Here is a 26,901-nt window from a genome sequence, read left to right on the forward strand (position 1 = left end):
AGATGTTTAGTAAATCTCATTTAAAAAATAATTTTTCCAATTTTTTAACTTTTTATAAAAATAGACTAATTAAAAATAATCAAAGTGGCATGAAAATTGACCACTGTTATGCTTTATTTATCTTGCTTAAAAAAATAAAACCTAAATATGTTATTGAGTCTGGCGTATGGAAAGGCCAAACAACGTGGTTGATTAAAAATGTGTTAAAAAATTCAAAGGTTTTTTCTATTGATATAGATTTATCTCAGCGTGATTTAATTTATAAAGACGTTAAATATTTAGAAAAAGATATTACTAAATATGATTGGTCAAAATTAGATAAAAATAAAACTTTAATTATATTCGATGATCATGTTTGTTTTTCAAAAAGATTAAATTTTATAAAAAAAAACAAATTTAAACATATAATCTTTGATGATAATTTACCAAATCATCATATTAGCTACTACACTCCTAAAATGATTTTTGAAAATCAGTATTTAGTCAAAAAAGAATTTATTAAATATTCTAATTTTTTTAGATTAATAAAATTTATTATAAGATTTTTAAAAAAAGACTTTAAAGATAATACAAAAATAAAAGTTTTTAATAAGTATATAAGAATTACATATCCACCTAAAAATAACGAAAAACTTAAAAAGGATTTCGATATTTTCAGAAAAAATATTAAAATTTACTATGAATTTCCTCCAATAACTAAATTTAATTATAAAAAAAGATTTAAAAAAATACTTAATAATTTTAAAGGAGTCGTGCCCAAAGACTATAAGGTAAAGCTTCCAATTTTTTCAAATTCAAAAATACATTTAGACAAAGAACTCAAAAATGAATTAAATGTTCAATATAGTAATATTTGTTACATTAAATTAACAAATTAAGTAATTTTTATTGGTGGATAATCCAAAATCACTTCATTCATCCATTCATTTAATTGTTTAATTCTGGTATCTGAAGATGGATGTGTGCTCATAAATTGTGGTGGCTCCTTACCTTTGTTGAATTCTTTCATTCTTTCCCAAATTTTAACTGTTTCTCTAATATCATAACCAGATAAAGAAGAAAAAATCATTCCAAGATAATCAGCTTCGCTTTCTTGTTTCCTGTTAAACGGATTCATAATTCCTAATTGAGTTAACATACCTACTGTATTCATTCCTGTTGTCCTGTTTATATCAGACAAAACCCCACCGCTTGCTATATCAATTATTCGTGCTCCAGTATTTAACAATGCGCCTCTACTTGCTCTTTCTACAGAATGTTTAGCTACAGCATGTGCAACCTCATGACCCATCACAGCTGCAAGTCCATTTGTGTTTTTTGTAACATCAAGCATGCCTGTATAAAATGCAATTTTACCTCCTGGCATACACCATGCATTTCTAACTTTTTTATCAATTAAAATATATTCCCAATCAAAATTAGCAGTAGGATCATCTAATTTAGCTCTATAAAAATATTCACTAATAGAGTCTTCCATCTTTTTTCCAATTTCTCTTATCTCATTGAGTGTTTTGGTATCATCACTCATTTTTTCATTCTCTTTAATTTTTTCATAAACTTGGGCCGCTTGAGCATTTAATTTTGCTTCAGGGATTAATTTTAATTGTTTTCGCTCAGTAATAGGTGCACTACTACAAGAATGTAGTAGTAGGCTTCCACAACCACAGCCAATATAAGTCAAAAATTTTCTTCTATCCATTTTCTTTATAAATTGATATTAAATATAAATTATGAATCTTAACAACAAAATCTTAATTGTATTATTTGTCATTGCAATAATTTTTGTCACATATTCAAGTTATAGTTAACAAATGAAAGATAATAAAAAAAAACCTATAAAAAAGAGAGAAATTATAGGTCTATGGTTCTATATATTATCTTTAAAAATTAGAAATTATTTTTTTACAGGTGTTGTTGTTTTAATACCAATAGGACTAACTATTTATTTAAGTAAATTTTTAATAAATACGTCTTCAAAAATTTTACCGTCTCAAATAAATCCTAATTATTATTTGCCATTTAATATACCCGGTCTTGAAATAATTATTTCAATTATTTTCATAACAATCATTGGATTTATATCTTTATCTTATTTAGGGAAAAAATTCCTTCAGTTAATAGACAGTTTATTCAAAAAAATACCACTCCTTGGAACTTTTTGGTCTGCAATTAAACAAATGTCACAATCATTTAAAGAAAGTGGCAGCAAAAGTAAGAGTGTTGTTCTTGTTGAATATCCAAGAAAAGGTGTATGGGCTGTAGGTTTTGCTACTAAAGAAAATTCTGGAGAAATTGCTGAAAAAACAAATCAAAAATTAATAAACGTATTTGTTCCAACAACTCCAAATCCAACAAGTGGTTTTTTGCTAATGTTCCCTAAAGATGACGTTATATTTTTAAACATGACTTTTGAAGAAGCTTCTAAATTTATTGTATCGGCCGGAACAACAACAACAGAAAAAAATTAAGCTATATCGTTAATTATATCTGCTCTGTCGTACAATTTAATTAGAGGTTTAAATTTACTTAAATTTTCATTTTCAAGTTCAATCCTTTTTATTTCTTTTTCAGCTAATTCAAATAAGTCACTATTCTGAATTGGGTCTGCTAATTTAAAATTTTTAACACCACTTTGTTTAAAACCCAAAATATCACCGAAACCCCTGATCTTCATATCTTCTTCAGAAATAACAAATCCATCATTGGTCTCTTTTAATATATTTATTCTTTTTTTAGCATTTTCACTCAAATTTGACTTAAACATCAAAATACATGTTGCTTCTTTCTCTCCACGACCAACTCTACCTCTTAATTGGTGCAGTTGAGATAGACCGAACTTATTTGCATTTTCAATTATAATGACATTGGCATTTGGAAAATCTATTCCAACCTCGATAATAGTTGTAGATACTAATATTTTAAATTCTTTATTTAAAAATTTTTTTAAAATTTCATCTTTTTCATTTATATCTGTTTTTCCATGAAGAATAGAGACTTGTTTTGGGAATAATTTTTTTAAGTATTCAAATTTTTGAATTGCAGAAGTATGATCTAATTTTTTAGACTCTTCAATTAATGGACAGACCCAAAATATTTGATTTCCTGAATTAATTTCTTTTTTAATAAATTTTATAACATCATCAATTTTACTTTCTAATTTACTGTAAGTTTTTATTATTTTACGGTTTTTAGGTTTTTCTCTAATAATTGACAAATCCATATCACCATAAATTGTCATTGTTAAAGTTCGTGGAATAGGTGTTGCTGTCATCAATAGAACATCACAATCATTCCCACCTTTGTCAGATAATCTTTTTCTTTGATTAACACCAAACTTATGTTGTTCATCAATAATAATTAATCCTAATTTTTTAAATTTAACTGTTTTTTGAAAAATAGCATGAGTACCAAAGATTATATTAATCTTATTATTTATTAGTTCATTAAGGATTAATTTTTTTTCCTTGTAGTTAGATTTACCAGAAATTAATTCTGTTGATATGTTTGATGGAAAAATTTTTTTTGCTAAATTATAATGTTGTCTTGCTAGTATTTCAGTAGGGGCCATAACAGCTACTTGGAAACCAGAATTGATAGTATTGAATGCAGCTAATAATGAAACAATTGTTTTTCCACTTCCAACATCTCCTTGTAATAATCTAAACATTTTAGTTGAGGATGATAAATCCTCATTAATTTCATTAATTGATTTAATTTGATCATAAGTTAATGCAAAATCTAATTTATTAATAAGTTGTTTTTGTTTATTAAAATTAATAATTTTATTTTTTTTCTTAACTTTCTTAATTTTTTTTCTTATTTCTGAATTAACTAAAAATGTTGCAAATATTTCATCATATGCAAGTCTTTGATAAAAATGATCTTTGTATTTTCCTATATTTTCGTGCTTATGTAATTCTCTTATTGCATCATTCCAATTGATATTATTGAATTTATTTAAAATTTTACTTGAGTGCCATTCTTTTAAGTTAGGTAATTTATCTATTATTTGTTTTATGATTTTATTATAAATTTTCTCAGATATTCCTTCAGTTAATGAATATTTATTATGAACTTGTTTAATTAAACTTGAGTCTTCAGATACATATTTAGGATTGGTTATTTGATATTTATTTTTAAAATAGCCAATTTTGCCACTTACAGTTATTTCTTTTCCTAAAGGTAATATTTTTTTAATATATCCTTCATAACTATTAAAAAAAACACAATCTAGCTCACCTGTTTCATCTGAACACTTAACTCTATTTGGTAATTTTCTAATTCTTGGAAACAAATACTTATTTGCTACAACAGTAACAGTTTGATTTTCACCGATCTTTAAATCTTTCACTTTTGTTGATAAACTTCTATCTGTATAAGCCTTTGGAAGTTTCCAAAGTAAATCAAAAATATTATTTATATTCTTTTTCTTAAGTAAATTTGTTGTTTTTGCACCAACGCCATTTAAAGCTGTTAGATCAGATAATAAATATTCAAAATTAGTTTTATTATCCATGATAAATTAATTATATTCTAATAATGAGCCTCAATATAGATGAATTAAAAAAAAAAATTATTTACCGTTCTAATTATCGAGGTACCAAAGAGATGGATAAGCTCTTAGGTAAATTTGTAAAAAAATACATTAATGATTTGCAAAAAGAGGATTTAATTGATCTAGATAAATTTCTTAATATTGATGACACAAATTTGTATAATTTCTATAATGGTTTTGATACTGAGTTTGAAATAGAAAAAAACAATATAAGCTTATTGTTTAAAAATTTTAAATATTAAGTTGATGGCGGAGAGACTGGGATTCGAACCCAGGAAAGAGTTGCCCCTTTGCCGGTTTTCAAGACCGGTGCTTTCAACCGCTCAGCCATCTCTCCGTGAGCAAGGTTTTATAATTATAATTATTTAATTCAACCATAAAATAGTCGAAAAAAACTCATTAACGACTAATATCAAAGCTACATGAACAAAGAATTTAATAAAGGGCTTTTACTTGCTGGATTTGGATCTTTTTGGTGGGGTTTTTTTGGGGTTTTATATTTTAAATATATTACTTTTATTGGTTATATTGAGTTAGTAGTCCACAGATGTTTATGGACAACTTTGACTTTAATATTAACAACTTTCTTTTTTTCAAAGTGGGATATTTTTTTTAATATAATTAAAAGTAAACAAAATCTAATTTACCTTTTTATTTCAGGTTTTTTGATTTTCATGAATTGGGGTGTATGGATTTATGCTATTGCTACCAACAGAATAATAGATGCTAGTTTTGGTTATTTTATAATGCCAATATTAAGTGTTCTCCTTGGTTATATTTTTTTTAAAGAAAAATTAAATAATAAAAGAATTTTTTCAATTACTTTAGTTATTTTATCAATTTTATATTTAATTTTTGTAAGTCTAAAATCACTTCCTTGGGTTGGTATACTTGTAGCACTAAGTTGGGGCTTTTATAATTTAGTAAGAAAAAAAGTTAATGTTGATACTGATATTGGACTTTTAATAGAAAGTTTATTTATATTACCAATTGCAATTGTTGCATTCTATCTCATTGCAATTAATGGTTACAATGATTTCTCATTATCCAACCCTCCAATGATGTTAATAATATTGTTGGCAGGTCCAATGACGGTAATACCTTTATTTTTATATGTAAGAGGAGTTGAATTATGTGGATTAGGTCCGACTGGAATGATTTTCTATATCACGCCAACTCTTCAATTTTTACTAGGTTTTTTTTATTACGATGAAGTTTTTTCATTTAATAAACTAGTAAGTTTCATTTTAATCTGGATTGCTGTAATAATATATTTAAGAGATTTATATGAAACTAATTAAACTTATACTTATTTTATCTCTTTTTTTTCATACAAACACATTAGCAGATATCAACATAGAATTCGAAAAATGGAAAAAAAATTTCAAAAAAATTGCTCTAGAAAATAATATTTCTGAAGCAACATTTGATCTAGTTATGTCTAATACTAAGTTTTTACCTGATGTAATTAAATATGATAGATATCAACCAGAGTTTTATGAAGATACAAAAACTTACATATCAAAAAGAACCTCTGACCAAAAAGTAAAAAAAGGAAAAAAACTTTATATAGATAATTTAAGTTTAATTACCTCTGTTGAAAATGAATTTAATATAGAAAAAGAACTTCTCTTATCATTAATGGGTATAGAAACAAATTTTGGTACCTATGTTGGTAAAATGGACATTCTTTCTTCACTTGCTACATTAAGTTTTGACAAAAGAAGGTCAGAATTTTTCACCAAAGAACTTTTAATACTTTTAAACTTAATTGAGAAAAATCAAATTGATTATAAAACATTGTATGGTTCTTGGGCTGGTGCTTTTGGTTACTTCCAATTTATGCCTTCTACTATGAAAAATTATGCGACAGACTATGATGGTAATGGTTCAATAAATTTAAAAAGTAACCCTGATGCGTATGCTTCAGCGAGTAATTATTTAAAGAAAATAGGTTGGAAATCTAATGAACCATGTTTTTATAGAATTGATTTAAATAATGATATTCCAAAAAAATATTTAAATATTTCTGCAAAACAATTACATGATAAAAAACAATTAAAATTTTTTAGACAATACATTCAGAACAGTTCAATTATTTCAAATAATTATGATGATTTAGAAGTTGCAATAATAACACCAGATAAAGATATAATTCCTGATGCAGAAACATTAAATCCAGCTTATGTGGTATTTAATAATTATGAAATAATTTTACAATGGAATAGATCTTTAAGATTTGCTTTAGCTGTCTGCACATTGAAGGATAAATTCAAAGATGAACTTTAAAATAATATTGCAATTATTGTTGTTTATTATTTTTATTGGATGCAAACAATTAGAAACAACTCAAAAAAAAACTATTAAGACAGAACCAGATACATCTACAGCAGAAACAACTTTAAAATCTTCAGATGAAGATGAAGAAGATAGTTCTAAATATATTTTTGATAGAGAGTATACAAACCAAGGCTTTGCATTAATTTACGACGAAAATCTTTTTAATAAAAAAAGTATTTCAAAAAAACTCGATAACAGAGGTTTGTTTATTTTTCATACCAAAATTAGAAAAAATTCTTTTGTGAAAATTACTAACCCTGAAAATACAAAAACTGTTATTGCACAAGTGATATCTAATAAGGCAATTTTTTCAAATTTTTATAATTCAGTAATAACCAAAAGAATTGTTGATGAATTGTTGCTTGATGAAAATGAACCCTATGTTGAATTATCTCTAATTTCTAATGAATCAACTTTTGTAGCAAAAAAAGCTAAAACGTTTGATGAAGAAAAAAAAGTAGCTCAAAAGGCTCCTGTGGATGGAATAACCATAGATAATTTAGGAACTGTAGAGAAAAAGGAATTGCCTAAGACTTCTCAAAGTAATTTTCTATATTCAATTAAAATTGCAGATTTTTATTATAAAGATTCAGCTGAAAATATGATCCAAAGAATTATGGATGAAACAAAGATAACAAATCCTGTTATAAAAAAATTATCTCAAACAAAATATAGGGTATTATTAGGTCCATTTAATGATATAAAAAAAATTCAAGAGTCATTTGACGAAATAGAAAAACTAAATTTTGAAAACCTAAAAATTATTAAAGATGTTTAAAAAATTAAATTTAATTATTTTAATACTCATTTTATTTGCATCTAAATCATTTGCTAATTTTGATGTGAAAGCAAAAACTGCAATAATTCAAGATTATCATTCTGGTGAAATTCTTTTTGAAAAAGAAGCGGACTTATCAATTTATCCTGCATCCATGACGAAAATCATGACCTCTATCATTGCCTTTGACTTAATTAAGTCAGGAGATTTGAGTATGGATGAAAAATTTATTATTTCAGAAAAAGCTTGGCGTTTATCTACATCTGGTTATTCCTCAATGTTTATAATGGTAGGGGACGAAGTCTCAGTTGAAAATTTACTAAAAGGTATAATCATAGCATCTGGTAATGATGCTTGTATTGCATTAGCAGAAGGCATAGCGGGTACTGAAGAAGAGTTTGCAATCTTAATGACTGCAAAAGCTAAAGAGTTAGGAATGGACAATACAAACTTTTCTAATTCATCAGGAATTAATCACCCTGATAATAATTCAACAGTTAGAGACATAATGATCATGTCTAGATACTTAATTAAAGAACATCCAGAATTTTATAAAATGTTTGCAGAAAAAGAATTTACTTGGGATAGAACAGGAGGAGATCCAATAACACAAGGTAATAGAAATCCTTTGTTATATAAAAATCTTGGAGCAGATGGTATCAAAACTGGTTATTTAGCTGTAGAAAAATATTCATTAGCTTCGTCTATAGAGAGAAATGGAAGAAGATTAATTGCTGTTGGCAGTGGTTTTAATTCAAAAAACGCCAGATCAAAAGAAAGTACTAAAATGTTAACTTATGGACTTACAAATTTTGATTTAGTTAAAATTACTGAAGCTAATAAACCTTTTCAAAAAATAGACGTATGGTTGGGAAAAGAAGATACAGTTGATGTTTATACAAATGAAGATATTTACAAAACTATTAAAAAAGCCAAAAAAAAATTATTAAAGGTTTCTGTAAATTATGATGGTCCTGTAGAAGCACCAATAAACAAAGATCAAAAAATTGCAACATTAAAAGTAGTTTATGACCAAGAATTAGTAGGTGAGTATGATTTGCTTGCTTTAAAAGAAATTAAAAAAGTAAATTTCTTTTCTAGATTGCTTAAATCATTAAACTACTTAATTTGGGGCGATGTCTAAGAAGCCAATTATTGTTTTTGAGGGTATAGAAGGCAGTGGCAAAAGTCATCATATAAAAATTGTTTCAAGGTATTTAGACAAAAATAAAGTTAAATATTTAAAAATCAGAGAACCAGGAGGGAGTTTAAATTCTGAAAAAATTAGAAAATTAATATTAAATAAGAAATCCAATTTTAATGTAAAAACTGATTTACTTTTATATCTAGCTGCCAGAAGTGAAAATATTAATCTTATTAAAAAATATTATAAAAAAAGAGTTATTTTAATTGATAGATTTATAGACTCTACAATTGCTTATCAGCATTATGGCATGGGTGTTGATATTAAAATTATAAATATAATTAATAAATATTTATTAAAAAATATTAAGGTTAATTTTACATTTCTTAATGTTGTAAATAAAAAAAATCTTTTCTTAAGATTGAAAATGAGAAAATCTTTGAATAGATATGATCAATTTAATAGCAGTTTCTATAACAAAGTTCAAAATGGATTTCTTAAGTTATCAAAACTAAATAAGAAAAAATATAAGATAATTGATTCAAATTTAGATATTAAGAAAAATGAAAAATTAATTATCAATCAAGTTAAAAAGTTAATTAAATGAATCTAAATTCATCTACACAACAGAATTTGTACGAACATCAAGAGATTTTTAACCATTTATCTAAATTATGTTTAAATAACAAATTACCAAATAAAATACTTTTATCTGGTGAAAAAGGTATTGGTAAAGCAACATTAGGTTATCATCTTATAAACTTTGTATTATCAGAAGATGAAGAGCATTCTTATGATGTTGAAAATAATAAAATTAATTTAGAAAATAAATCATTCAAACTTATACATAATAAATCTAATCCAAATTTTAATCTTATAGACGTAGCTGAAGATAAAAAAAACATTGATATAAATCAAATAAGAGAATTAATTGTTAATCTAAATAAATCTTCATTTAATAATAAAAAAAGATTTGTTTTAATAGACAATATAGAATTATTAAATTTGAATTCTATTAATGCATTGCTAAAAGTCTTAGAAGAACCTAATGAAAATATTATTTTTATCTTAATTAACAATAATAAAAGAGTTTTACCAACTCTTAAATCTAGATGTTTAAATTTCAAAGTTTTTTTAACGAATGCTCAATTTATTAAAATTGTTAATAAATTAATAAACGATGATGTTTATAATTTTATAAATCAAGATTTAGTAAATTACTTTACAACACCAGGTAAATTATATGAATTATTAAAACTTGCAGAAAACTTTGATTTAGATCTTAAGGATTATAATTTAGACACCTTTTTGCAAAGTTTAATATCAAGCAAGACTTACAAAAAAAACAAACCAATTATTCAATTAATATATTCTTTTATTGAAGTTTATTTTAGAAACAATATATCTACAAAAAATACTAAATTATTTCACCTTTATCATTATTTTATAAAAAAAATTAATGATACTAAAATTTATAATTTAGATGAAGAGACATTATTTATGGAATTTGAAGATAAAGTTTTAAATGGATAAAAATTTTTATATTACAACACCTATTTATTATCCATCAGCTAAACCTCATATGGGACACGCTTACTCAAGTATAGCTGCTGATTTTTTTGCAAGATTTAAAATTATTGATGATTTTAAAGTACATTTTTTAACCGGAACAGATGAGCATGGTTTAAAAATTCAAAGATCAGCTGAACGAGCAGGGGAGACTCCACAAAAATTTTGTGATCAAATAAGCAAAACTTTTCGAGATCTTTCAGATACTCTAAATTTATGCAACACTGATTTTATTAGAACAACCGAAGAGAGGCATAAAAAAACAGTGCAATATCTTTGGTCTGAACTTGAAAAGAATGATGATATTTATCTATCAAATTATTCTGGTTGGTATTCAGTATCAGATGAAGCTTTTTATAGCGAAGATGAGATAGATGAAATAGATGGTAAAAAAATAGCTATATCATCAAAATCTCCTGTCGAATGGATTGAAGAAGAGTCGTATTTTTTTAGACTTTCAAAATGGGAAAAACCTCTTTTAAAATATTATGAAGATAATCCTGATTTTATTTATCCAGAGTCTAGACGAAATGAAGTTATTAGTTTTGTAAAAAGTGGTCTAAAAGATCTATCAGTTAGTAGGAAAAGTTTTTCATGGGGTATACCAGTTCCAAGTAATAAAAATCATGTAATTTACGTTTGGCTAGATGCACTTACAAATTATTTAAGCGCACTAAATTACCCAAATAAAGATGATGAATTATTCAAAAAATTTTGGCCTGCATCAATACATTTAATTGGCAAAGATATACTTAGATTTCATGCTGTTTATTGGCCAGCTTTTTTATTAGCTGCCGAGATTGAAGTGCCAAAAAGAGTTTATGGCCATGGTTGGATTTTATCTGGAGATGAAAAAATGTCCAAATCTAAAGGGAATATTTTGGATCCTTTAGAAATAATTGAAGAGTATGGTTTAGATCCATTAAGGTATTATCTAATTAAAGAAGTTTCATTTGGTAATGATGGTAATATTTCTCAAGATAGATTGGAAGATTGTATAAACAGTGATTTAGCAAATAACTATGGAAATTTATGTCAAAGAGTTACTACTTTTGCGATCAAAAATTGTGATGGAAAAATTCCTTCTGAAATTAAATTTCTAGATGAAGATTTTTTAATTTTAGATAAGTATAAAAAAAATTTAGATAATATTAGGTTTAAAATTGATCATCAAAATATTAACTTTTATATAGACTACATTGTTAATTCACTATTTGAGGCTAATAAATATTTTAATGATCAAGAACCATGGAAAAAGAAAGATGATCAAATTAGATTAAATACAATTGTATATACTACATTAGAAATTGTTCGAAAAATAAGTTTTTTATTATATCCAATTATTCCAGAGTCTTCATTAAAAGCACTAAAAATTTTTGATATTAATGAAGCTCAAATAAAATTAAATTCCCTTTCAAATAATGAGTATTTAACTAAAGGAAATAATATTAATAAAATTGATATACTATTTAAAAAAATAGAAAAAAAAAATGATTGATTCTCATTGTCACTTAGATCACGAACCATTATTAAGTGATTTAACAAATGTTTTGCAAAGATCAAAAGATGTGGGTATTGAAAAACTATTAACAATATCAACCTCCTTTGAAAGTTTCTCTAGAGTTAAGGAACTAATTAATAGAGATGAGATGATTTATGGTACAATTGGTATTCATCCTCATGAAAGTTCTACAAATGTAATTACTGCCAATCAAATTATTGACAACTTAAAAAATAACAAAAAAATTATAGGCATTGGTGAAACTGGATTAGATTTTTATTACAAAAATAGTGAAAAAGATAAACAAATTGCAAGTTTTAAAGAACATATTCAAGCATCAATAAAAACTAATGTTCCTCTAATTGTTCATTCAAGAAATGCTGAAGATGAAACATTTGAAATTCTAAATCAATATAAAGATGAGAATATTAAAATTTTAATGCATTGTTTTACTGGTTCAAAAGAATTTTCAGAAAAATTATTATCTTTAAATTCTTACTTTTCTGCTAGTGGAATTATTACTTTTAAAAATTCAGTTGATTTACAAGAGACATTTAAATCAATCCCAACTGAAAATATTTTAATTGAAACCGATAGTCCCTTTTTAGCACCAGTACCAAATAGAGGAAAAAAAAATGAACCATCGTTTATTGATTTTACAGCTGCAAAATTAGCTGAAATAAAGAATATTTCTAAAAAAGAACTGATAGAGCTTACTACTAATAATTTTAATAAACTCTTTTTTAATTAAATAATATGAAATTTATCATTTTAGGGTGTGGAAGTTCGATGGGTGTACCAAGACCGGATGGTTTTTTTGGAAATTGTGACCCAAAAAATAAAAAAAATTACAGAACAAGATGTTCAGCTTTTTTGAAAACTACTGATGAAAATATACTAATAGATACATCCCCAGATTTAAGACATCAGCTTTTAAGGCATAAAATTAAAAAAATTAATAAAGTTTTATATTCACATATGCATGGTGATCAAACACATGGAATAAATGATTTAAGATCATTCTATTTAAATAGTAAAAAACAGTTAAATGTTTATGCAGATACATATACTTCCAAAATATTAAAAAATACTTTTGCTTATATATTTAAAAGTTACTCAAAAGAATATCCAGCAACTTTAAAAATAAATAAATTACCCAGAAATATTCACATAAGAAACAGAAATAGAAAAATAAATATTCAAACAGTCGTGGTAGAACATGGAAAAATTAAGTCTAATTGTTTTATTATTGATAAACAATTGGCATATATAAGTGATGTAAGCAAAATATATGCTAAAGATTACAAATATTTTAAAAACCTAAAATATTTAATTATTGATTGTTTGTGGTATGATTTTCATCCATCTCATTTCAATTTGGAAACTTCTTTAAAATTAATTAAAAGTTTTCAACCAAAGAAAGCTATTCTTACAAATTTATCACCAGTTTTAGATTATAAAGCACTTAAAAAGTTATTACCTAAAAATGTTATGCCTGCTCATGATGGTTTAACCTTAGAGCTATAATATATTTTCAATTGATTTAATTAACTTTTTAGACATTGGTTTAGTAAAAGACGCAAATGTATCTTCAACCTTTCCTTCTTTATTAATTAAAATTTTATGAAAATTCCATTTTGGAATTGCAGATTTACCATGATTATCTTTTGCCCACTTGAAAAGTTCATGAGCATTTTCTCCTTTAACTTCTGTAATTGTTGTTAGTGGAAAATTAATATTGAAATTTACTTCACAGAATTCTTTTACATCAGAATTATTTTTTTTTTCTTGATTAAAGGAGTTTGAAGGGACTCCAAGAACAACCAAACCTTTATTTTTATATAAATCCCATAATTCCTGCAATTCATCATATTGTTTGGTAAAACCACAAAAACTAGCTGTATTGACTACCAGAATAACTTTATCTTTGTAATCTTTTAGATTTATTGTTTCTCCTGTTATGCTTTCAATTGTGAAATCATAAAACTTTTTTTCATAGTTTGCTGTTGCTGAGGTTTTAAAAAAAAACATAACTATAGAAAGTACAAATATTATTTTTCTCATTTTTTGGGTTTATTTGGAGTAAGTAATATTAAAAAATAACCAAATAAAGTGGATAGTAATGATCCAGTCAAAACACCTATTTTTACACCATCTATATATTGCATGTTTTCAACAAAAGCTAAATTTCCTACAAACAAACTCATTGTAAAGCCAATACCAGTAAGAACTCCAACTCCATAAAAATTATACCAACTTGTATCGTTTGGCATTTGAGCTACTTTTAATTTTATTGATACATACGAAAATGCAAAAACACCAAGTTGTTTACCCAAGAATAGACCAAGGACAATACCTAGTGGAACTTTATCCAACAATGAAGCAAAAGATAAACCCTCAAGAGAAACACCTGCATTTGCAAATGCGAACAGAGGCATTATTCCAAAAGCAACATACGGACTAATTGCATGTTCTATTTTTAATAATAAAGAAAAGTCTTTGTCCTTTTTTCTATGAGGTATTGTCATAGCTAATAAAACACCAGCAATTGTAGCGTGGATACCTGAGTTGTGAGTAAAATCCCAAAGGAAAAGCCCAACTACTAAATAAGGTAAAAATTTTTTAATATTAAATTTATTTATTAACAACAAAACAATGAAAGCTAAAAGCATTAAGGTTAAATACTTAATGCTTAAATCTCCAGAGTAGAATAGGGCAATTATTACTATTGCTCCTAAATCATCGATTATAGCTAAAGCTGTTAAAAATACTTTTAAAGATAAAGGAACTCTTTTTCCAAGTAATGACAAAACTCCTAAAGAAAAAGCTATATCTGTAGCTGATGGAATTGCCCATCCGTTTAAAGTTTCACTATCACCTAAATTAATGAAAACATAAAATAATGCAGGAACCAACATCCCTCCTACTGCAGCTATAATTGGTAATAACGCTTGTTTAATATTAGAAAGTTCACCTTGTAGAAATTCTCTTTTAATTTCTAAGGTCACAAAGAAAAAGAATATTGCCATCAATGCATCATTTACCCAATGCAGCACAGATAATTTTAATCCAAAATTATTAACACCTATAAATAAGTATTTATTTAAAGTAGAAAAATATAAATCTGCTAATCCTGAGTTACTAATAAATAATGCGATTATTGCAGCAAATAATAAAACAAGTCCACTTGCAGCTTCTAATTTAAAGAACCATTTGAAGGGTTTTGATATATAATTAATCATAAAGAATTAAATAAAATCTATAATAAATAGTTTAATATCTTGCAATGTTTCAAAAAGGTTGAATAATATTATTTCTAGACCAGGAAATACATTAATTAGTGGAGTTTTAAGTGTATCAACCAAGATTAATAAAGCTAAAAAAGATATAATAATAACTACCAAATAAGAAAAAAATTTAGATTTTTTAGCTTTGTACTTTTCATCAGTCTTTAAATTTTCTTTTTCTATTTTGGCATCAATTATTTTTCCTTGTTGTAATGGTTTTGTAATTTCTAAATTTTTTTCATTTACTGCATTATTATTTTGTTCTGTTTTAATTGTAGAAATATTATTATTTAATTTTAAGGGATTTTCACTTTCATTTTGTGGTTTATAAAACCAAACTCTTTCACATGATCCACATTGCAGCTCACGTCCTTCATGGGGAATTAACGAATTGTCAATTTTAAATTGTTTTTTTTCGCAAGGACAAGTAATAATCATTCACATTTATATAACAGATTTTATACAAAATTCTTTCATTTTAGGCTTCTTTATACATTGAAATTATCAATAACTATTGTATTAGTACTTCGATCGGAGTGTAGCGCAGCCTGGTAGCGCATCTGGTTTGGGACCAGAGGGTCGCAGGTTCGAATCCTGCCACTCCGACCATTTTATCTTATGTTTTTTTCTTTTAAAAAAAATATTTCTAAACAAAAAAATAAAAAACTTAAAATACTCTCAGGTTATAATTTTAGATATAGAAATATAGGTAAAAAATCTGAGGAATGTATCATTAAATATGCAAATTATTTTAATTTTGATTATGAAATTGATAAAACAAATAAATTTGAAAGACATTTTTATTGGTTAAAAATTAAAATGATTATAGAAAATCTTGAAAAAGGAACTCATGATTTCTTATTATGGCTAGATGCTGATACATTTTTTTGTAGATATGAAAATATTTTAGATCATATAGATAAATCTAAACATTTATTTGTGCATAATAATTTTTTTAAATCATCACACCCAACAAAATATAAATTTGTAAATTATTTAACTTGGGTCCCTAATGTTGGAGTTTTGTTAGTACGTAACACAAATTGGTCATTGAATTTTTTCAAAAATGTCTGGAATAAAAAAAAATATTTAGATCACTTTTGGCCAGATAATGCTGCATTTATGGATGAATTGGGTTTCAAAGCTGAGATTTCTAAGATATCTAACAACAGTGTCAATAAAGACACTCTTAAAAAAACTTTTTTTCTGCCTGGTACATGGAACAGTATGCCAAAAAAAAATTATAAAAATCCTGAAAAAGACGAAGTTTCAAATTATTATTTTGATCCTATAATTATACATTTAGCTGGTATTAGAAAACGAGATCGTCTAAAATTTATTAGAGATTATAAGCATTTATTTATATAGTTTGTTTAATATGAAAAAAGCAATTATTTACATACCTAATAAAAATCCGATGCAATCAGGTTTATCAAAAAATAAATGGATACTAGAATATAAAACTGAGGATCCCTCTAGAAACCCTTTAATGGGCTGGGAAAGTTCATCTGATACTTTTACAGAAATCAAGTTGGAATTTTCTTCAAAGGATTTAGCAATAAATTATGCGAAAAAAAAAAAAATTGATTTTGAGATTATTGAGCCCAAAAAAAGAAAAGTAGTTAAGAAATCTTACGCAGACAATTTCTTAAAATAATAAATGTTTAGATTTTTTACTGAAAAAAATTGGTTTTTATGGTCGTGGATTGGATCTTTTATAATTCTTTCATCTTTATGGATACAAGTAAAAATAGATGTGAAAATTAATGAATGGTTTGGTCAATTTTACGATATGATTCAAAAAGCATTAGCTGAACCAAATGCAATAACCATAGATGAGTATTGGTCAAGTTTATTATCATTTATAACCTTAGCAGCCTTATATGTGGGTGTAGCAGTAATAGTAAGTTTTTTTACATCACATTATTTGTTTAGATGGCGAACTGCAATGGTTGAATGGTACCATAGTGTTTATGATAAAGCACGGAAGATTGAAGGTGCAGCACAAAGGGTACAAGAGGACACTATTAAATTTTCAAGAATAATGGAGTCACTAGGCACAAGTCTCATAGAAGCTTTAATGATACTGATTGAATTTATGCCAATCTTATTTGGCCTAAGTGTTGGAATTCCAATATTTTTTTTTGGTGATTGGGAATATGGTCTAATTGTTGGAGCTTTGATTTGGTCTGTAGGAGGAACAATTTTTTTAATTTTTTTAGGATTAATCTTGAGACTTGTTGGTGTTGAGTATGATCTTCAAAAAAAAGAGGCTGCTTATAGAAAAATTTTAGTAATTGCTGAAGATGACGGAACTATTAGACCTAAAACTATTGATGAACTATTTCAAGGAGTTAGAGAAATTCATTTTTTAAGTTATTTGAGATATCTATATTTTAACATTGGGAGAATTGCTTACTTACAAGCAAATGTATTGTCAGCATATGTTTTTTTAGCTCCAGCGATTGTTGCGGGTGCAGTTACTTTAGGTGTAATGCAACAAATTATTAGGGCTTTTGGGAGAGTTGAGGGATCTATGCAATATATTTTAAAAGCTTGGCCAACAATAATTGAACTTGCAAGTGTTTACAAAAGATTAAGAGAATTTGAGTCAAAAATATCTAAAACAGAATTATCTGACCAAGAAATTTAATGGCATTAGACAAAAAATTTATAGATCAATTTGTTAATGTAACCGCCTACGCATCTTTAGCTTCCTCATATTTAGTGGGCAAAAAAGATAAAATTGCCGCTGATAAAGCTGCTGTCGATGTGATGAGATCTGAATTAAATAAGATAAATTTTAAAGGAAAAATAGTTATAGGTGAAGGTGAATTAGATGAGGCACCAATGTTATATATAGGTGAAACAGTTGGTGGTGGAAAAGTTCCAGAGTTAGATATAGCCGTTGATCCTTTGGAAGGTACAAATTTTGCTGCAAATAATTTACCAGGTGCGTTGTCTGTGATTGCTATAACTGAAAAAAATAATTTATTTCATGCTCCAGAAACTTATATGGAAAAAATATCTTCAAGGGTAAATGAAAATGGGGTAATTGATTTAGATTTTACAGTGAAAAAAAATATAAGCAACTTAAGCGATTACTTAAACAAAAATCCTGAAAATTTAACAGCTTGTATTTTAGATAGACCAAGACACAAAAAAATAATTGATGAATTGGAAAAATTAAAAGTAAAAATAAAATTTATAACCGATGGTGATGTTTCTGGTGCATTATTAGTAACTGATGAAAAATATAATGTAGATATATTTTTGGGTATAGGTGGTGGTCCAGAAGGTGTTCTGGCTGCTACAGCTCTCGATTCATTTAATTGCGGCTTCCAGGCTAGATTTTTATTTGAAACAAATGAAGAAAAATTTCGAGCCAAAAAAATGGGTATTAAAGATTTAAATAAAAAATATGAGTTAAATGAAATTGTTTCAGGAGACTCGATTTTTTGCGCCACAGGAATCACATCTGGTGATTTGGTAACTGGAATTAAAATTGAAGGAAATAAATTTATCTCAGAAACATTGGTCACACATAAATCATCAAATTATAAAAAAAAATTAAAATTAATTAAAAACATTAATGATATAGAATAATTATAAAGTTATTGTTAATATTATGGAATCTTATATTACTTGATTAATTAAATTTTTTGAAATAAAAAGCAGCAATTCGGTCCCTTCGTCTATCGGTTAGGACACGTGGTTTTCATCCTCGAAAGAGGGGTTCGATTCCCCTAGGGACCGCCAAATAATGTATTATTATACGTATTTACTTAAATCTATATCACCTGGTACAAATAAAACTTATGCGGGTTACAGTTCAAATGTTGAGAAAAGACTATCAAAGCATAACTCAAATATTGGCGCAAAGTCTACTAAGGGCTATAAGTGGATATTAGTATTTAAAAAAAAATTTAATTCAAAATCGGAAGCTATGGCATACGAATATAAACTTAAAAAAGATAGGACATACAGAAAAAAAATATTAGAAAAATTTGATAAATGAAAATATCAATACTACTTCCATATAAAGAAAACTTTTCTCCAGCTTATGCGGGTGCCGTATCTATTTTTATTAAAGATACTTTGCAAATTAGTAAATTTAGAAAAAATACAATTGTATACGGTAATACCAACTTCAAGCAAAAATATAATACTAAATACGTAAATTTAAATTATAAAAAATCTTTAATTAAAAGTTCTACCCGATCTTATATTAATGAATTTTTAAAAAAGGAAAATAAAAACAAATCTAATATAATCGAATTTCATAATAGACCATCATATCTAAAATATTTGAAGAATCTAAAATATGCAAAAAAAGTTTTATATTTTCATAATGATCCACTGGAGATGAATGGTTCAAAAAATATTAATGATAGAATTTTTCTTTTAGAAAATCTAGATAAAATAATTTTTAATAGCGAATGGTCAAAATCTAGATTTGTAAAAAAATTAAATAATTTTTATGCAAATTCAAGTAAGCTTCAAGTAATAAAACAATCAATTGATATAAAAAAAATTAATTTAAACAACAAAAAAAAAATAATTACATTCGTTGGTAAATTAAATTCTGCAAAAGGTTATGATATTTTTGGAAAAGCAATAATTCCTATATTAGATGAATTTAAGGATTGGTCAGCAATTGTTATAGGAGATGAACCTAGAGAAAAAATTTTTTTTGAACATGAAAGATTAAACATTCTAGGATTTAAAAATCATAAAGATGTTTTAAAAAATCTTGAAAAAACATCCATATCTGTAGTTTGCTCAAGGTGGAATGAACCTTTTGGCAGAACAAGTTTAGAAGCCGCAAGCCGAGGCTGTGGAGTCATAATTAGTAATAGAGGAGGTTTGAAAGAAACTATCACTGATGGAGTAATAATAAATGAAATTAATGCAAAAACATTTTCAAAAAATATTAAAAAACTTATAAAAAATCCAAGTCTACTTAAAAAATACCAAAAAAATTCTCTTAAAAATTTTTATTTAACAAATCAATACGCATCAGATAAAATTGATAAATATCGGGACCAATTGTTAAATATTTATAAATTAAATACAAAAATTTCAAAATTAAAAATTTTACACATAACAAATCTTAATGAAAAACATAATGGTAGACTATTTTATAATACAGGGAGAAGAATAAATAATGGCTTGATAAAATTAAATCATAAAGTTTTAACTTTAAGTGATAGAGATCTTTTAACTAATTATAAATCCATAAGCGATATTACTGGATCAAAAAAACTCAATTCAACTTTTATTGAAACAGTAAAAAATTTTAAACCAGATTTGATTCTTTTAGGACATGCAGATTCAATTAAAACAGAAAGTTTGCAATTAATTAAAAAAGAATACCCATCAATTAAAATATCACAATGGTTTTTAGATAGAATGGATACAAAATGGAAAAATAATAAAATCAGATTTATGGATAAAATAAAATATATGGATTATAGTTTCTGCACAACAGATCCAAAAGTCTTAAATTTAAAAAATCATAAAGTTTCTTATATTCCAAACCCAGTAGATGAATCTCTTGATGATATGAAAGTTTATGAAAATAAAAATCCTGAATTTGATTTGTTTTTTGCTATGTCTCATGGTGTACATAGAGGTGTTTTGAAAAAAGGTAAATTTGATGCAAGAGAAAATTTAATTAATTTTTTAATTAAAAAAAACCCACACCTAAAATTTAATGTTTTCGGTATGAACAATGTCCAACCAATCTGGGGAGATGAATATAAGAGACAACTTTATAACTCAAAAATTGCACTAAATTTAAGTCAGGGTAAACCATTGAAATATTACAGTAGTGATAGAATTGCGCAATTAATGGGCAATGGAATTGCTACATTAATAGATAAAAAAACAAAATTAAATGAATTATTTTCTGAGAAAGAAGCAATATTTTATAATTCAAAAAAAGACTTAAATAAAAAAATTAGTGAAATGATTAAATATAATAATAAAAGAACATTATTAGCAAAACAAGGTAGAAAATCCTATCATAAAAAATTTAATTCACTTTTAGTGGCTGATTATATAATTAGTAAAACATTTAATATTAATAAAAAATTTAATTGGTAGAAATTTATATATTTTATGAATAATAAATTTATTGTAATTACTGGAGGAGCAGGCTTTATAGGTTCTTCGTTAATAAAATACCTAATAAATTTAAAGATTAAAGAAAAAATAATTAGTATTGATAATTATTCGTCTGGTTACAAAAAAAATCATATTAAAAATAAAAATGTTAAATATATCAAAGGCAATAACGAAGATATTGAAATCTTACTAAAAAAATACAAAAAAAATATCAAAGTTATTTTTCATTTTGGTGAATTTTCTAGAATTTATCAAAGTTTTAAAAATTATAAGAAATGTTTTGAATATAACATTCATCATTCATCAAAAGTTATTGAATTTGCTAAAGATAATAAAATTAAACTAATATATTCTGCTACATCCAGTAATTTAGGTAACAATGGAAAAGATGAAAATCTTTCACCTTATGCTTGGTCAAAATCAAAAAATATTGAATTGATTAAAAACTACAATAAATGGTTTGGACTAAAGTATGAATTTGTTTATTTTTATAACGTTTATGGACCAGGACAAATAATGAATTCTCGAATGTCTGCGGTAATTGGAATTTTTGAAGAACAATATAAAAAGAAAAAACCATTAACGATTGTTAAACCTGGTACACAGAGAAGAGACTTTACTCATATTGATGATATTGTAAGAGGCTGCTATCTTGCTTGGAAAAAAGGTAACCAAAATCACTATATGTTGGGAACTAAGAAAAATTACTCAATTATTGAAATTGCCAAGATGTTCAAGACAAAAATTAAATATTTGCCCTCTAGACCTGGTGAAAGATTTGGATCAACTATTTTAAACAATAACGCAAGTAAAATTTTAGGATATAGTGCAAAAATAAATATTAAAGATTATATAAAAAACATAATTAAATATAATTAATGTTTTCAATTTTAATCCCAACTTTTAATAACTTAAATTATTTAAAAATTTGTATAGAAAGTTTAAGAAAAAATTCTAATTTTAATCATGAAATAATTGTTCATGTTAATGAAGGTACTGATGGAACAATTGAATATTTGAATAAAAATAAAATTAAATATACACATACCAATGAAAATATTGGAATGCCAAGAGCATTAAATATTTCATCAAAAGAAGCGCGATTAAATTATATTTTAATTTCACATGATGATTTCTATTATTGTCCTGGTTGGGATATGGAATTTGAAAAAGAAATAAAATTATTAAAACACAATAATTTTTATTTTTCTGGTACAATGGTAGGAGCCGGCCAAGTATATTTCGATGCAGGTGACAAATATGAAAGTTTCAATGAAAGTAAATTGTTAAATAATTTAGAAAGTATTAAAACTTTTAATTTTCAAGGTACAACTAAATGTCCAGGTTTAGTTCATAAAGATATATGGAGTAAAGTAGGTGGTTGGAGTGAGGAATTCTCACCAACAGGAGGTGATGATACAGATTTTGCTATGAAATTATGGAAAAATGATGTCAGAATTTTTAAAGGCCTTGGAAAAAGTTTAGCTTATCATTTCGGATCTATAACGACTAGAAAGAAGGATAAATCATTATTTACATATCTAGGAAGCAGAGGTAACAAAATTTTTTTAATGAAGTGGGGAATGACAATCAATTTTTTTGAAAAATTTTATCTCAAATCAGGATTGGATAACAAGAAAAAACTTATATTTAAAAAATTTGATGGTCCTTTAAAAAATCCACATAAAAATTTTAACTTTTATTTAGAATTATTTAAAGTAAAAGTAATAAAGTTTTATTTAACCTTAACAAAATTTAAATATTAAATGGGAAAAATACTAATTACCGGTGTAGCAGGATTACTTGGATCAAGATTAGCAGATTGGCTAGTAAATAATACAGATTATAAAGTCATTGGTATTGACGATCTTAGTGGCGGTTTCTCTGAAAATATTAATAGAAATGTTGAATTTTATAAATTTAATCTTATTGATTTACAGGCTTTAAAAGGAGTATTTGAAAAAGAAAATATAGAAATAGTTTATCATTTTGCGGCTTATGCAGCAGAGGGATTGAGTCCTTTTATTAGAAAATATAACTACGAAAATAATTTGATTGCTTCAACAAACCTAATAACTTGTAGTATACAATATAATATCTCAAGATTTGTCTTTGCAAGTTCAATGTCTGTTTATGGAAATAAATATGATCCTCCTTTTAATGAAGATTTGCCTCAAGCCCCAATTGATCCTTATGCTATAGCAAAATATGCAGTAGAAATGGATTTAGAAATTGCATATCAACAACATGGACTTAAATATACAATAATTAGACCACATAACTTTTACGGTATTAATCAAAATATATGGGATAAATATAGAAATGTTCTTGGTATTTGGATGTATCAGGTCTTAAACAAAAAAAATCCAACAATATTTGGTGATGGATCACAAGTAAGGGCATTTAGTTATGTCGATGATGCTATAGCCCCAATGTGGAAAGCTTCACAAAGTAAAAAATGCATTGGTCAAATTATAAATTTAGGTGGCATTAAAGAGTATTCGATAAGTGAAGCATGTAATATTTTGATTAACGTAACTGGTTTAAATATAGATCCAATTTACTTAGAACCTAGGCATGAAACAAAATATGCTTGGTCTACATGGGATAAATCCGTTGAGTTATTAGATTTTGAACACAAAATAGATCTAGAAGAAGGTCTTACAAAAATGTGGGGGTGGGCTAAAAATCAACCAAATAGAGAAAGATTTATTTGGCCTAAATATGAACTTAATAAAGGAATTTACGATTACTGGAAACAAGAATAAGTCTATATTCTTTTTGAGGATTGTTTATTCAAAATTGAACTGTACAAGCCTGATCTTCTATTTATATATTTTGTAAGATTTATTTTGTCATTTTTATATTTGTATAAAACAATTCTGAAATTAATTCTTATTATAATTGGTAAGAAATAAATTATAGCAAGAAAGAATCCATAATGTTTTTTGTAGTAATAAAATTTTGACCAAATAAAATGCCATGTTCTAAAATTTGCTTGATTTATTTTATCTTCTTCATTTTTAACTTCTACAGAAGTTCCAATATCATGTTCAATTTTAATATTATTTAACTGATAATTTTTATTTACTTTGTATGATCTAATACAGAAATCATTTTCCTCAAAATATAAAAATATATTTTCATCAAAACCATTAAGACTATCAAAATTTTTTTTGTTAAAAAACATACAAGCGCCACTAATAAATTTCATTGGAGAAATAGATTTATTATCTTCACTTTGTTTGTGTGATTTTGGATTAACATTTAAAAATCTAGGACCTAATGCAGAAAATTTATTTTTTAATTCTTTTGCAGCTTTTACAAAATTCAATACATTAGACTCATTCATTCCTCTAATATCAGGGTTACTTATCAAAAAATATTCAGTCTTAACTAATTTACTACCGAAGTTAATTTGATTAGAATAACCATTATTTGGGATCAGATAAATTTCTACACCAGGGTAAGAGTTTATTATTATTGACTTTAAGTCTAGATCGTTAGAATTATCAATAATAATAATTTTAAATTTTTTATAAAGCTCTTTTATATAATCTAATACTAGTTTTTTACTTTTATGAGTTAATATAAGAATTGTTACCTCTTGATTCATTTATTTAAATATATTTTTTAAAAAATAATTTGTATAAATATTCATAATGAATAATTTATATATATATTGTTTTAGCACTAATGAATCAAAATTTTTAAAAAAACTTCCAGATAATATTATACCTGTTATTTTAGGTAATAGTGGGAGTGGAAATTCAAATTATGAATATGAAAATAATGGAATTAATATTTCTAATTTGAATAAATATTGTGCTGAATTAACTGGAATTTATTGGGTATATAAAAACAAAATTATGCATCATAACGATAATGATTGGATTGGTTTTTGTCATTATAGAAGATTCTGGTTAAATTCATTACTTAAAAAAAAGAAATCATTTTCAAACATCCATTCTAAACTTTTATTAAATAAAATAAATTCATTAAATGACTACGAGACTATGCTAGTTGATCCAATATATTTAAAAAATGAGAATGTGATTGATCATTTCAAGAATAATCATGGAAAAGAAATATTCGAATTTTTACATGAAATTTTAGATGTTAAATTATATAAAGAATTTTTAAATTTTGGTTACAATAGAAAATTCAGTGCGTGTAATATGTTTATAACGAAACCAAAAATCTTTATTAATTATTGTGAAATAGTATTTCCGTTAATAGAAAAACTATTAAAAGAATGTTTAAATAAAAATCTTTGCGTTGGAAAAAATTTAAAATTACCAGCTTATTTTATAGAGAGATTTACACCATATTGGTTTGAAAAACATTCTAAAGTTGGATATCTGTCTTATGCTGTATTTAACAATTTTTATATTTCTGATGCTGTGAATACTTTTTTAAATCCTTTAAAATTACCTTTCACGTCATCTTTTTTTCCTACAAAATTGGATATATAGATGTTTAAAGCAGATGTAATAATAGTTGGCGCTGGTCCTGTTGGCTGTGTTTTGGCGCAAAAAATATCTAATGAATTAAATTTATCTTGTCTTATTATTGAAAAAAGAAATCATATTGCAGGTAATTGCTATGATGAAAAAAACAAAAAGGGGGTTTTATATCATAAATATGGACCTCATTATCTGAGATTTAAAAATAAGAAAATTTTTAATTATTTATCTAACTTTACTGATTGGATCCCTGGTGAATATATAGTTAAATCTTGTGTTGATAAAAAACTTTATCCATTTCCTATAAATTTAGATACCCTTGAAAATTTTTTTGATGTTAAATTTAAATCCAAAAAGGAAGCAATTAAATTTATAAATAAAAAAAAAATTAAAATTAAAAATCCTAAGAATTCTGAAGATTTTATTTTATCTAAACTTGGTTCTGAAATTTATGAAAAATTTTATAAAAATTACACAATTAAACAATGGGGTATTAATCCAAGAAAATTATCAAGTAATATTGCTGGGCGTGTACCGATTAGATTTAATAGGAATCCGTATTATGTAAATGAAAAATTGAAATTTATGCCCAAAAAAGGTTTCACAAAAATGTTTGAAAGAATGATAAGTAATAAAAAAATAAGGCTAAGTTTAAAGACCGATTTTTTTAAAATAAGAAAAAAAATTAAATATAATAAATTTCTTATTTACACTGGAACGCCAGATAAATTTTTTAATTATAAATATGGTAAATTAAATTGGAGATCTTTAGATTTCAAATTTAAAACATTTAAAAAGAAATACATACAGAAATCCGTTCAATATAACTATCCTAATAATTATAAATTTACTAGAAAAGTTGAGATAAAGCATGTAACTAAACAAAAAACTCCTTATACAATCATTTCTAAAGAGTATCCAAAATCGAATGGTGATCCATATTATCCTATTATTAACAATGAAAATTTAAATAAATTTAATAAATATAAAAAATTAATTGATAAAATTGAAAATCAAAATATTTTTTTTGAAGGTAGATTAGCTCAGTATAAGTACTTTAACACTGATCAAGTAATAGAAAGAGCTCTTAATCTATTTAAAAAAATAAAAAAAAAAATAAATTAATATTAGA

29 protein-coding genes and 3 tRNA genes are annotated in these 26,901 nt (G+C 25.4%); 25 read left to right on the top strand and 7 right to left on the bottom strand.

The features are described 5' to 3' along the window. Positions 1–2: 2 nt before the first annotated feature. Positions 3–878 carry a hypothetical protein gene (locus ACTTBE_RS01630; RefSeq protein ID WP_440676886.1) on the top strand — a complete coding sequence of 292 codons (876 nt, stop codon included), beginning with the start codon at positions 3–5 and terminating at the stop codon, positions 876–878. On the opposite strand, the gene ACTTBE_RS01635 is transcribed toward ACTTBE_RS01630, so the two are convergent. Next, a complete protein-coding gene (locus tag ACTTBE_RS01635; protein ID WP_440676887.1) occupies positions 875–1,699 on the bottom strand; it encodes a M48 family metallopeptidase in 825 nt (274 codons plus the stop codon). The genes ACTTBE_RS01630 and ACTTBE_RS01635 overlap by 4 nt on opposite strands. 112 nt (positions 1,700–1,811) lie before the next feature. On the opposite strand from ACTTBE_RS01635, the gene ACTTBE_RS01640 reads away from it, so the two are divergent. Continuing rightward, the gene (locus ACTTBE_RS01640) at positions 1,812–2,468 is read left to right on the top strand and encodes a DUF502 domain-containing protein (protein ID WP_440651405.1); all 657 of its coding nucleotides are present in this window, start codon (positions 1,812–1,814) and stop codon (positions 2,466–2,468) included. On the opposite strand, the gene recG is transcribed toward ACTTBE_RS01640, so the two are convergent. Further along, entirely contained in the window at positions 2,465–4,516 is a 2,052-nt protein-coding gene (recG, locus tag ACTTBE_RS01645) for an ATP-dependent DNA helicase RecG (protein WP_440676888.1), read from the bottom strand. The two genes, ACTTBE_RS01640 and recG, sit on opposite strands and share 4 nt — an antisense overlap. A 23-nt stretch (positions 4,517–4,539) precedes the next feature. Here recG and ACTTBE_RS01650 point away from each other — a divergent pair, with 23 nt between their 5' ends. Further along, positions 4,540–4,797, top strand: coding sequence for a succinate dehydrogenase assembly factor 2 (locus ACTTBE_RS01650; RefSeq protein WP_440614375.1), 258 nt, complete (start codon positions 4,540–4,542; stop codon positions 4,795–4,797). Positions 4,798–4,802: 5 nt separating this feature from the next. Here ACTTBE_RS01650 and ACTTBE_RS01655 read toward each other — a convergent pair. Beyond that, positions 4,803–4,892 (bottom strand) — tRNA-Ser (locus ACTTBE_RS01655). Between the two features lie 85 nt (positions 4,893–4,977). Here ACTTBE_RS01655 and rarD point away from each other — a divergent pair. From rarD to ACTTBE_RS01700, 9 genes are read left to right on the top strand one after another with little or no spacing between them, the layout of a single operon-like run. After that, a complete protein-coding gene (gene rarD, locus ACTTBE_RS01660) occupies positions 4,978–5,856 on the top strand; it encodes an EamA family transporter RarD (RefSeq protein WP_440676889.1) in 879 nt (292 codons plus the stop codon). Beyond that, entirely contained in the window at positions 5,843–6,844 is a 1,002-nt protein-coding gene (locus tag ACTTBE_RS01665) for a lytic murein transglycosylase (RefSeq protein ID WP_440676890.1), read from the top strand. Before rarD ends, ACTTBE_RS01665 begins: the two co-directional genes overlap by 14 nt. After that, positions 6,834–7,673, top strand: coding sequence for a hypothetical protein (locus ACTTBE_RS01670; RefSeq protein ID WP_440676891.1), 840 nt, complete (start codon positions 6,834–6,836; stop codon positions 7,671–7,673). Before ACTTBE_RS01665 ends, ACTTBE_RS01670 begins: the two co-directional genes overlap by 11 nt. Next, positions 7,666–8,817: a D-alanyl-D-alanine carboxypeptidase family protein gene (locus ACTTBE_RS01675; RefSeq protein ID WP_440676892.1), complete on the top strand. Its 1,152-nt coding sequence runs from the start codon at positions 7,666–7,668 to the stop codon at positions 8,815–8,817. Before ACTTBE_RS01670 ends, ACTTBE_RS01675 begins: the two co-directional genes overlap by 8 nt. Continuing rightward, positions 8,810–9,424 carry a dTMP kinase gene (gene tmk, locus ACTTBE_RS01680; protein WP_440676893.1) on the top strand — a complete coding sequence of 205 codons (615 nt, stop codon included), beginning with the start codon at positions 8,810–8,812 and terminating at the stop codon, positions 9,422–9,424. The genes ACTTBE_RS01675 and tmk overlap by 8 nt, the downstream gene beginning before the upstream one ends. Further along, positions 9,421–10,350: an AAA family ATPase gene (locus ACTTBE_RS01685; RefSeq protein WP_440676894.1), complete on the top strand. Its 930-nt coding sequence runs from the start codon at positions 9,421–9,423 to the stop codon at positions 10,348–10,350. The genes tmk and ACTTBE_RS01685 overlap by 4 nt, the downstream gene beginning before the upstream one ends. After that, positions 10,343–11,884, top strand: a complete 1,542-nt coding sequence (gene metG / locus ACTTBE_RS01690; RefSeq protein WP_440676895.1) for a methionine--tRNA ligase — start codon at positions 10,343–10,345, stop codon at positions 11,882–11,884. Before ACTTBE_RS01685 ends, metG begins: the two co-directional genes overlap by 8 nt. After that, positions 11,877–12,638 carry a TatD family hydrolase gene (locus tag ACTTBE_RS01695; protein WP_440676896.1) on the top strand — a complete coding sequence of 254 codons (762 nt, stop codon included), beginning with the start codon at positions 11,877–11,879 and terminating at the stop codon, positions 12,636–12,638. The genes metG and ACTTBE_RS01695 overlap by 8 nt, the downstream gene beginning before the upstream one ends. Before the next feature lie 5 nt (positions 12,639–12,643). Next, the gene (locus tag ACTTBE_RS01700; protein WP_440676897.1) at positions 12,644–13,414 is read left to right on the top strand and encodes an MBL fold metallo-hydrolase; all 771 of its coding nucleotides are present in this window, start codon (positions 12,644–12,646) and stop codon (positions 13,412–13,414) included. On the opposite strand, the gene ACTTBE_RS01705 is transcribed toward ACTTBE_RS01700, so the two are convergent. Genes ACTTBE_RS01705 through ACTTBE_RS01715 form a run of 3 tightly spaced genes read right to left on the bottom strand, consistent with a single transcriptional unit; the run spans position 13,409 to position 15,612 of the window. Then, a complete protein-coding gene (locus ACTTBE_RS01705) occupies positions 13,409–13,951 on the bottom strand; it encodes a glutathione peroxidase (protein WP_440676898.1) in 543 nt (180 codons plus the stop codon). The genes ACTTBE_RS01700 and ACTTBE_RS01705 overlap by 6 nt on opposite strands. Next, positions 13,948–15,129: a Na+/H+ antiporter NhaA gene (nhaA, locus tag ACTTBE_RS01710; protein WP_440676899.1), complete on the bottom strand. Its 1,182-nt coding sequence runs from the start codon at positions 15,127–15,129 to the stop codon at positions 13,948–13,950. The genes ACTTBE_RS01705 and nhaA overlap by 4 nt, the downstream gene beginning before the upstream one ends. 6 nt (positions 15,130–15,135) lie before the next feature. Further along, entirely contained in the window at positions 15,136–15,612 is a 477-nt protein-coding gene (locus ACTTBE_RS01715; protein WP_440676900.1) for a zinc-ribbon domain-containing protein, read from the bottom strand. A gap of 94 nt (positions 15,613–15,706) precedes the next feature. Between ACTTBE_RS01715 and ACTTBE_RS01720 the strand changes: the two genes are divergently transcribed. The 11 genes from ACTTBE_RS01720 (at position 15,707) to ACTTBE_RS01770 (ending at position 24,071) form a co-directional block, all read left to right on the top strand. Further along, positions 15,707–15,783 (top strand) — tRNA-Pro (locus ACTTBE_RS01720). Positions 15,784–15,792: 9 nt separating this feature from the next. After that, positions 15,793–16,542 carry a putative nucleotide-diphospho-sugar transferase gene (locus ACTTBE_RS01725; protein WP_440676901.1) on the top strand — a complete coding sequence of 250 codons (750 nt, stop codon included), beginning with the start codon at positions 15,793–15,795 and terminating at the stop codon, positions 16,540–16,542. A gap of 10 nt (positions 16,543–16,552) precedes the next feature. After that, positions 16,553–16,831 (top strand): ETC complex I subunit, encoded by a 279-nt coding sequence (locus tag ACTTBE_RS01730; protein WP_440676902.1) that lies wholly within the window; start codon positions 16,553–16,555, stop codon positions 16,829–16,831. Between the two features lie 3 nt (positions 16,832–16,834). Beyond that, positions 16,835–17,827 carry a putative transporter gene (locus tag ACTTBE_RS01735; protein WP_440676903.1) on the top strand — a complete coding sequence of 331 codons (993 nt, stop codon included), beginning with the start codon at positions 16,835–16,837 and terminating at the stop codon, positions 17,825–17,827. Continuing rightward, a complete protein-coding gene (glpX, locus tag ACTTBE_RS01740; RefSeq protein WP_440676904.1) occupies positions 17,827–18,780 on the top strand; it encodes a class II fructose-bisphosphatase in 954 nt (317 codons plus the stop codon). Before ACTTBE_RS01735 ends, glpX begins: the two co-directional genes overlap by 1 nt. A 78-nt stretch (positions 18,781–18,858) precedes the next feature. Then, a tRNA-Glu gene (locus ACTTBE_RS01745) sits at positions 18,859–18,933 on the top strand. Between the two features lie 4 nt (positions 18,934–18,937). Beyond that, positions 18,938–19,192 (top strand): GIY-YIG nuclease family protein, encoded by a 255-nt coding sequence (locus ACTTBE_RS01750; protein ID WP_440676905.1) that lies wholly within the window; start codon positions 18,938–18,940, stop codon positions 19,190–19,192. Then, positions 19,189–21,282: a glycosyltransferase gene (locus ACTTBE_RS01755; RefSeq protein ID WP_440676906.1), complete on the top strand. Its 2,094-nt coding sequence runs from the start codon at positions 19,189–19,191 to the stop codon at positions 21,280–21,282. The genes ACTTBE_RS01750 and ACTTBE_RS01755 overlap by 4 nt, the downstream gene beginning before the upstream one ends. 15 nt (positions 21,283–21,297) lie before the next feature. Continuing rightward, a complete protein-coding gene (locus ACTTBE_RS01760) occupies positions 21,298–22,182 on the top strand; it encodes an NAD-dependent epimerase/dehydratase family protein (RefSeq protein ID WP_440676907.1) in 885 nt (294 codons plus the stop codon). Then, positions 22,182–23,069 carry a glycosyltransferase family 2 protein gene (locus tag ACTTBE_RS01765; protein ID WP_440676908.1) on the top strand — a complete coding sequence of 296 codons (888 nt, stop codon included), beginning with the start codon at positions 22,182–22,184 and terminating at the stop codon, positions 23,067–23,069. Before ACTTBE_RS01760 ends, ACTTBE_RS01765 begins: the two co-directional genes overlap by 1 nt. Further along, positions 23,070–24,071 (top strand): NAD-dependent epimerase/dehydratase family protein, encoded by a 1,002-nt coding sequence (locus tag ACTTBE_RS01770; protein ID WP_440676909.1) that lies wholly within the window; start codon positions 23,070–23,072, stop codon positions 24,069–24,071. 2 nt (positions 24,072–24,073) lie between these two features. On the opposite strand, the gene ACTTBE_RS01775 is transcribed toward ACTTBE_RS01770, so the two are convergent. Then, positions 24,074–24,919, bottom strand: a complete 846-nt coding sequence (locus tag ACTTBE_RS01775; RefSeq protein WP_440676910.1) for a glycosyltransferase family 2 protein — start codon at positions 24,917–24,919, stop codon at positions 24,074–24,076. 46 nt (positions 24,920–24,965) lie between these two features. On the opposite strand from ACTTBE_RS01775, the gene ACTTBE_RS01780 reads away from it, so the two are divergent. Together ACTTBE_RS01780 and glf are read left to right on the top strand one after the other, a co-directional pair. Beyond that, entirely contained in the window at positions 24,966–25,778 is an 813-nt protein-coding gene (locus ACTTBE_RS01780) for a DUF4422 domain-containing protein (protein ID WP_440676911.1), read from the top strand. Then, positions 25,779–26,894 carry a UDP-galactopyranose mutase gene (gene glf, locus ACTTBE_RS01785; protein WP_440676912.1) on the top strand — a complete coding sequence of 372 codons (1,116 nt, stop codon included), beginning with the start codon at positions 25,779–25,781 and terminating at the stop codon, positions 26,892–26,894. The last annotated feature ends 7 nt before the right edge of the window (positions 26,895–26,901 follow it).

Origin of the sequence: Candidatus Pelagibacter sp. HIMB1587 (assembly GCF_052047775.1) — a bacterium.
Taxonomy (GTDB): domain Bacteria; phylum Pseudomonadota; class Alphaproteobacteria; order Pelagibacterales; family Pelagibacteraceae; genus Pelagibacter.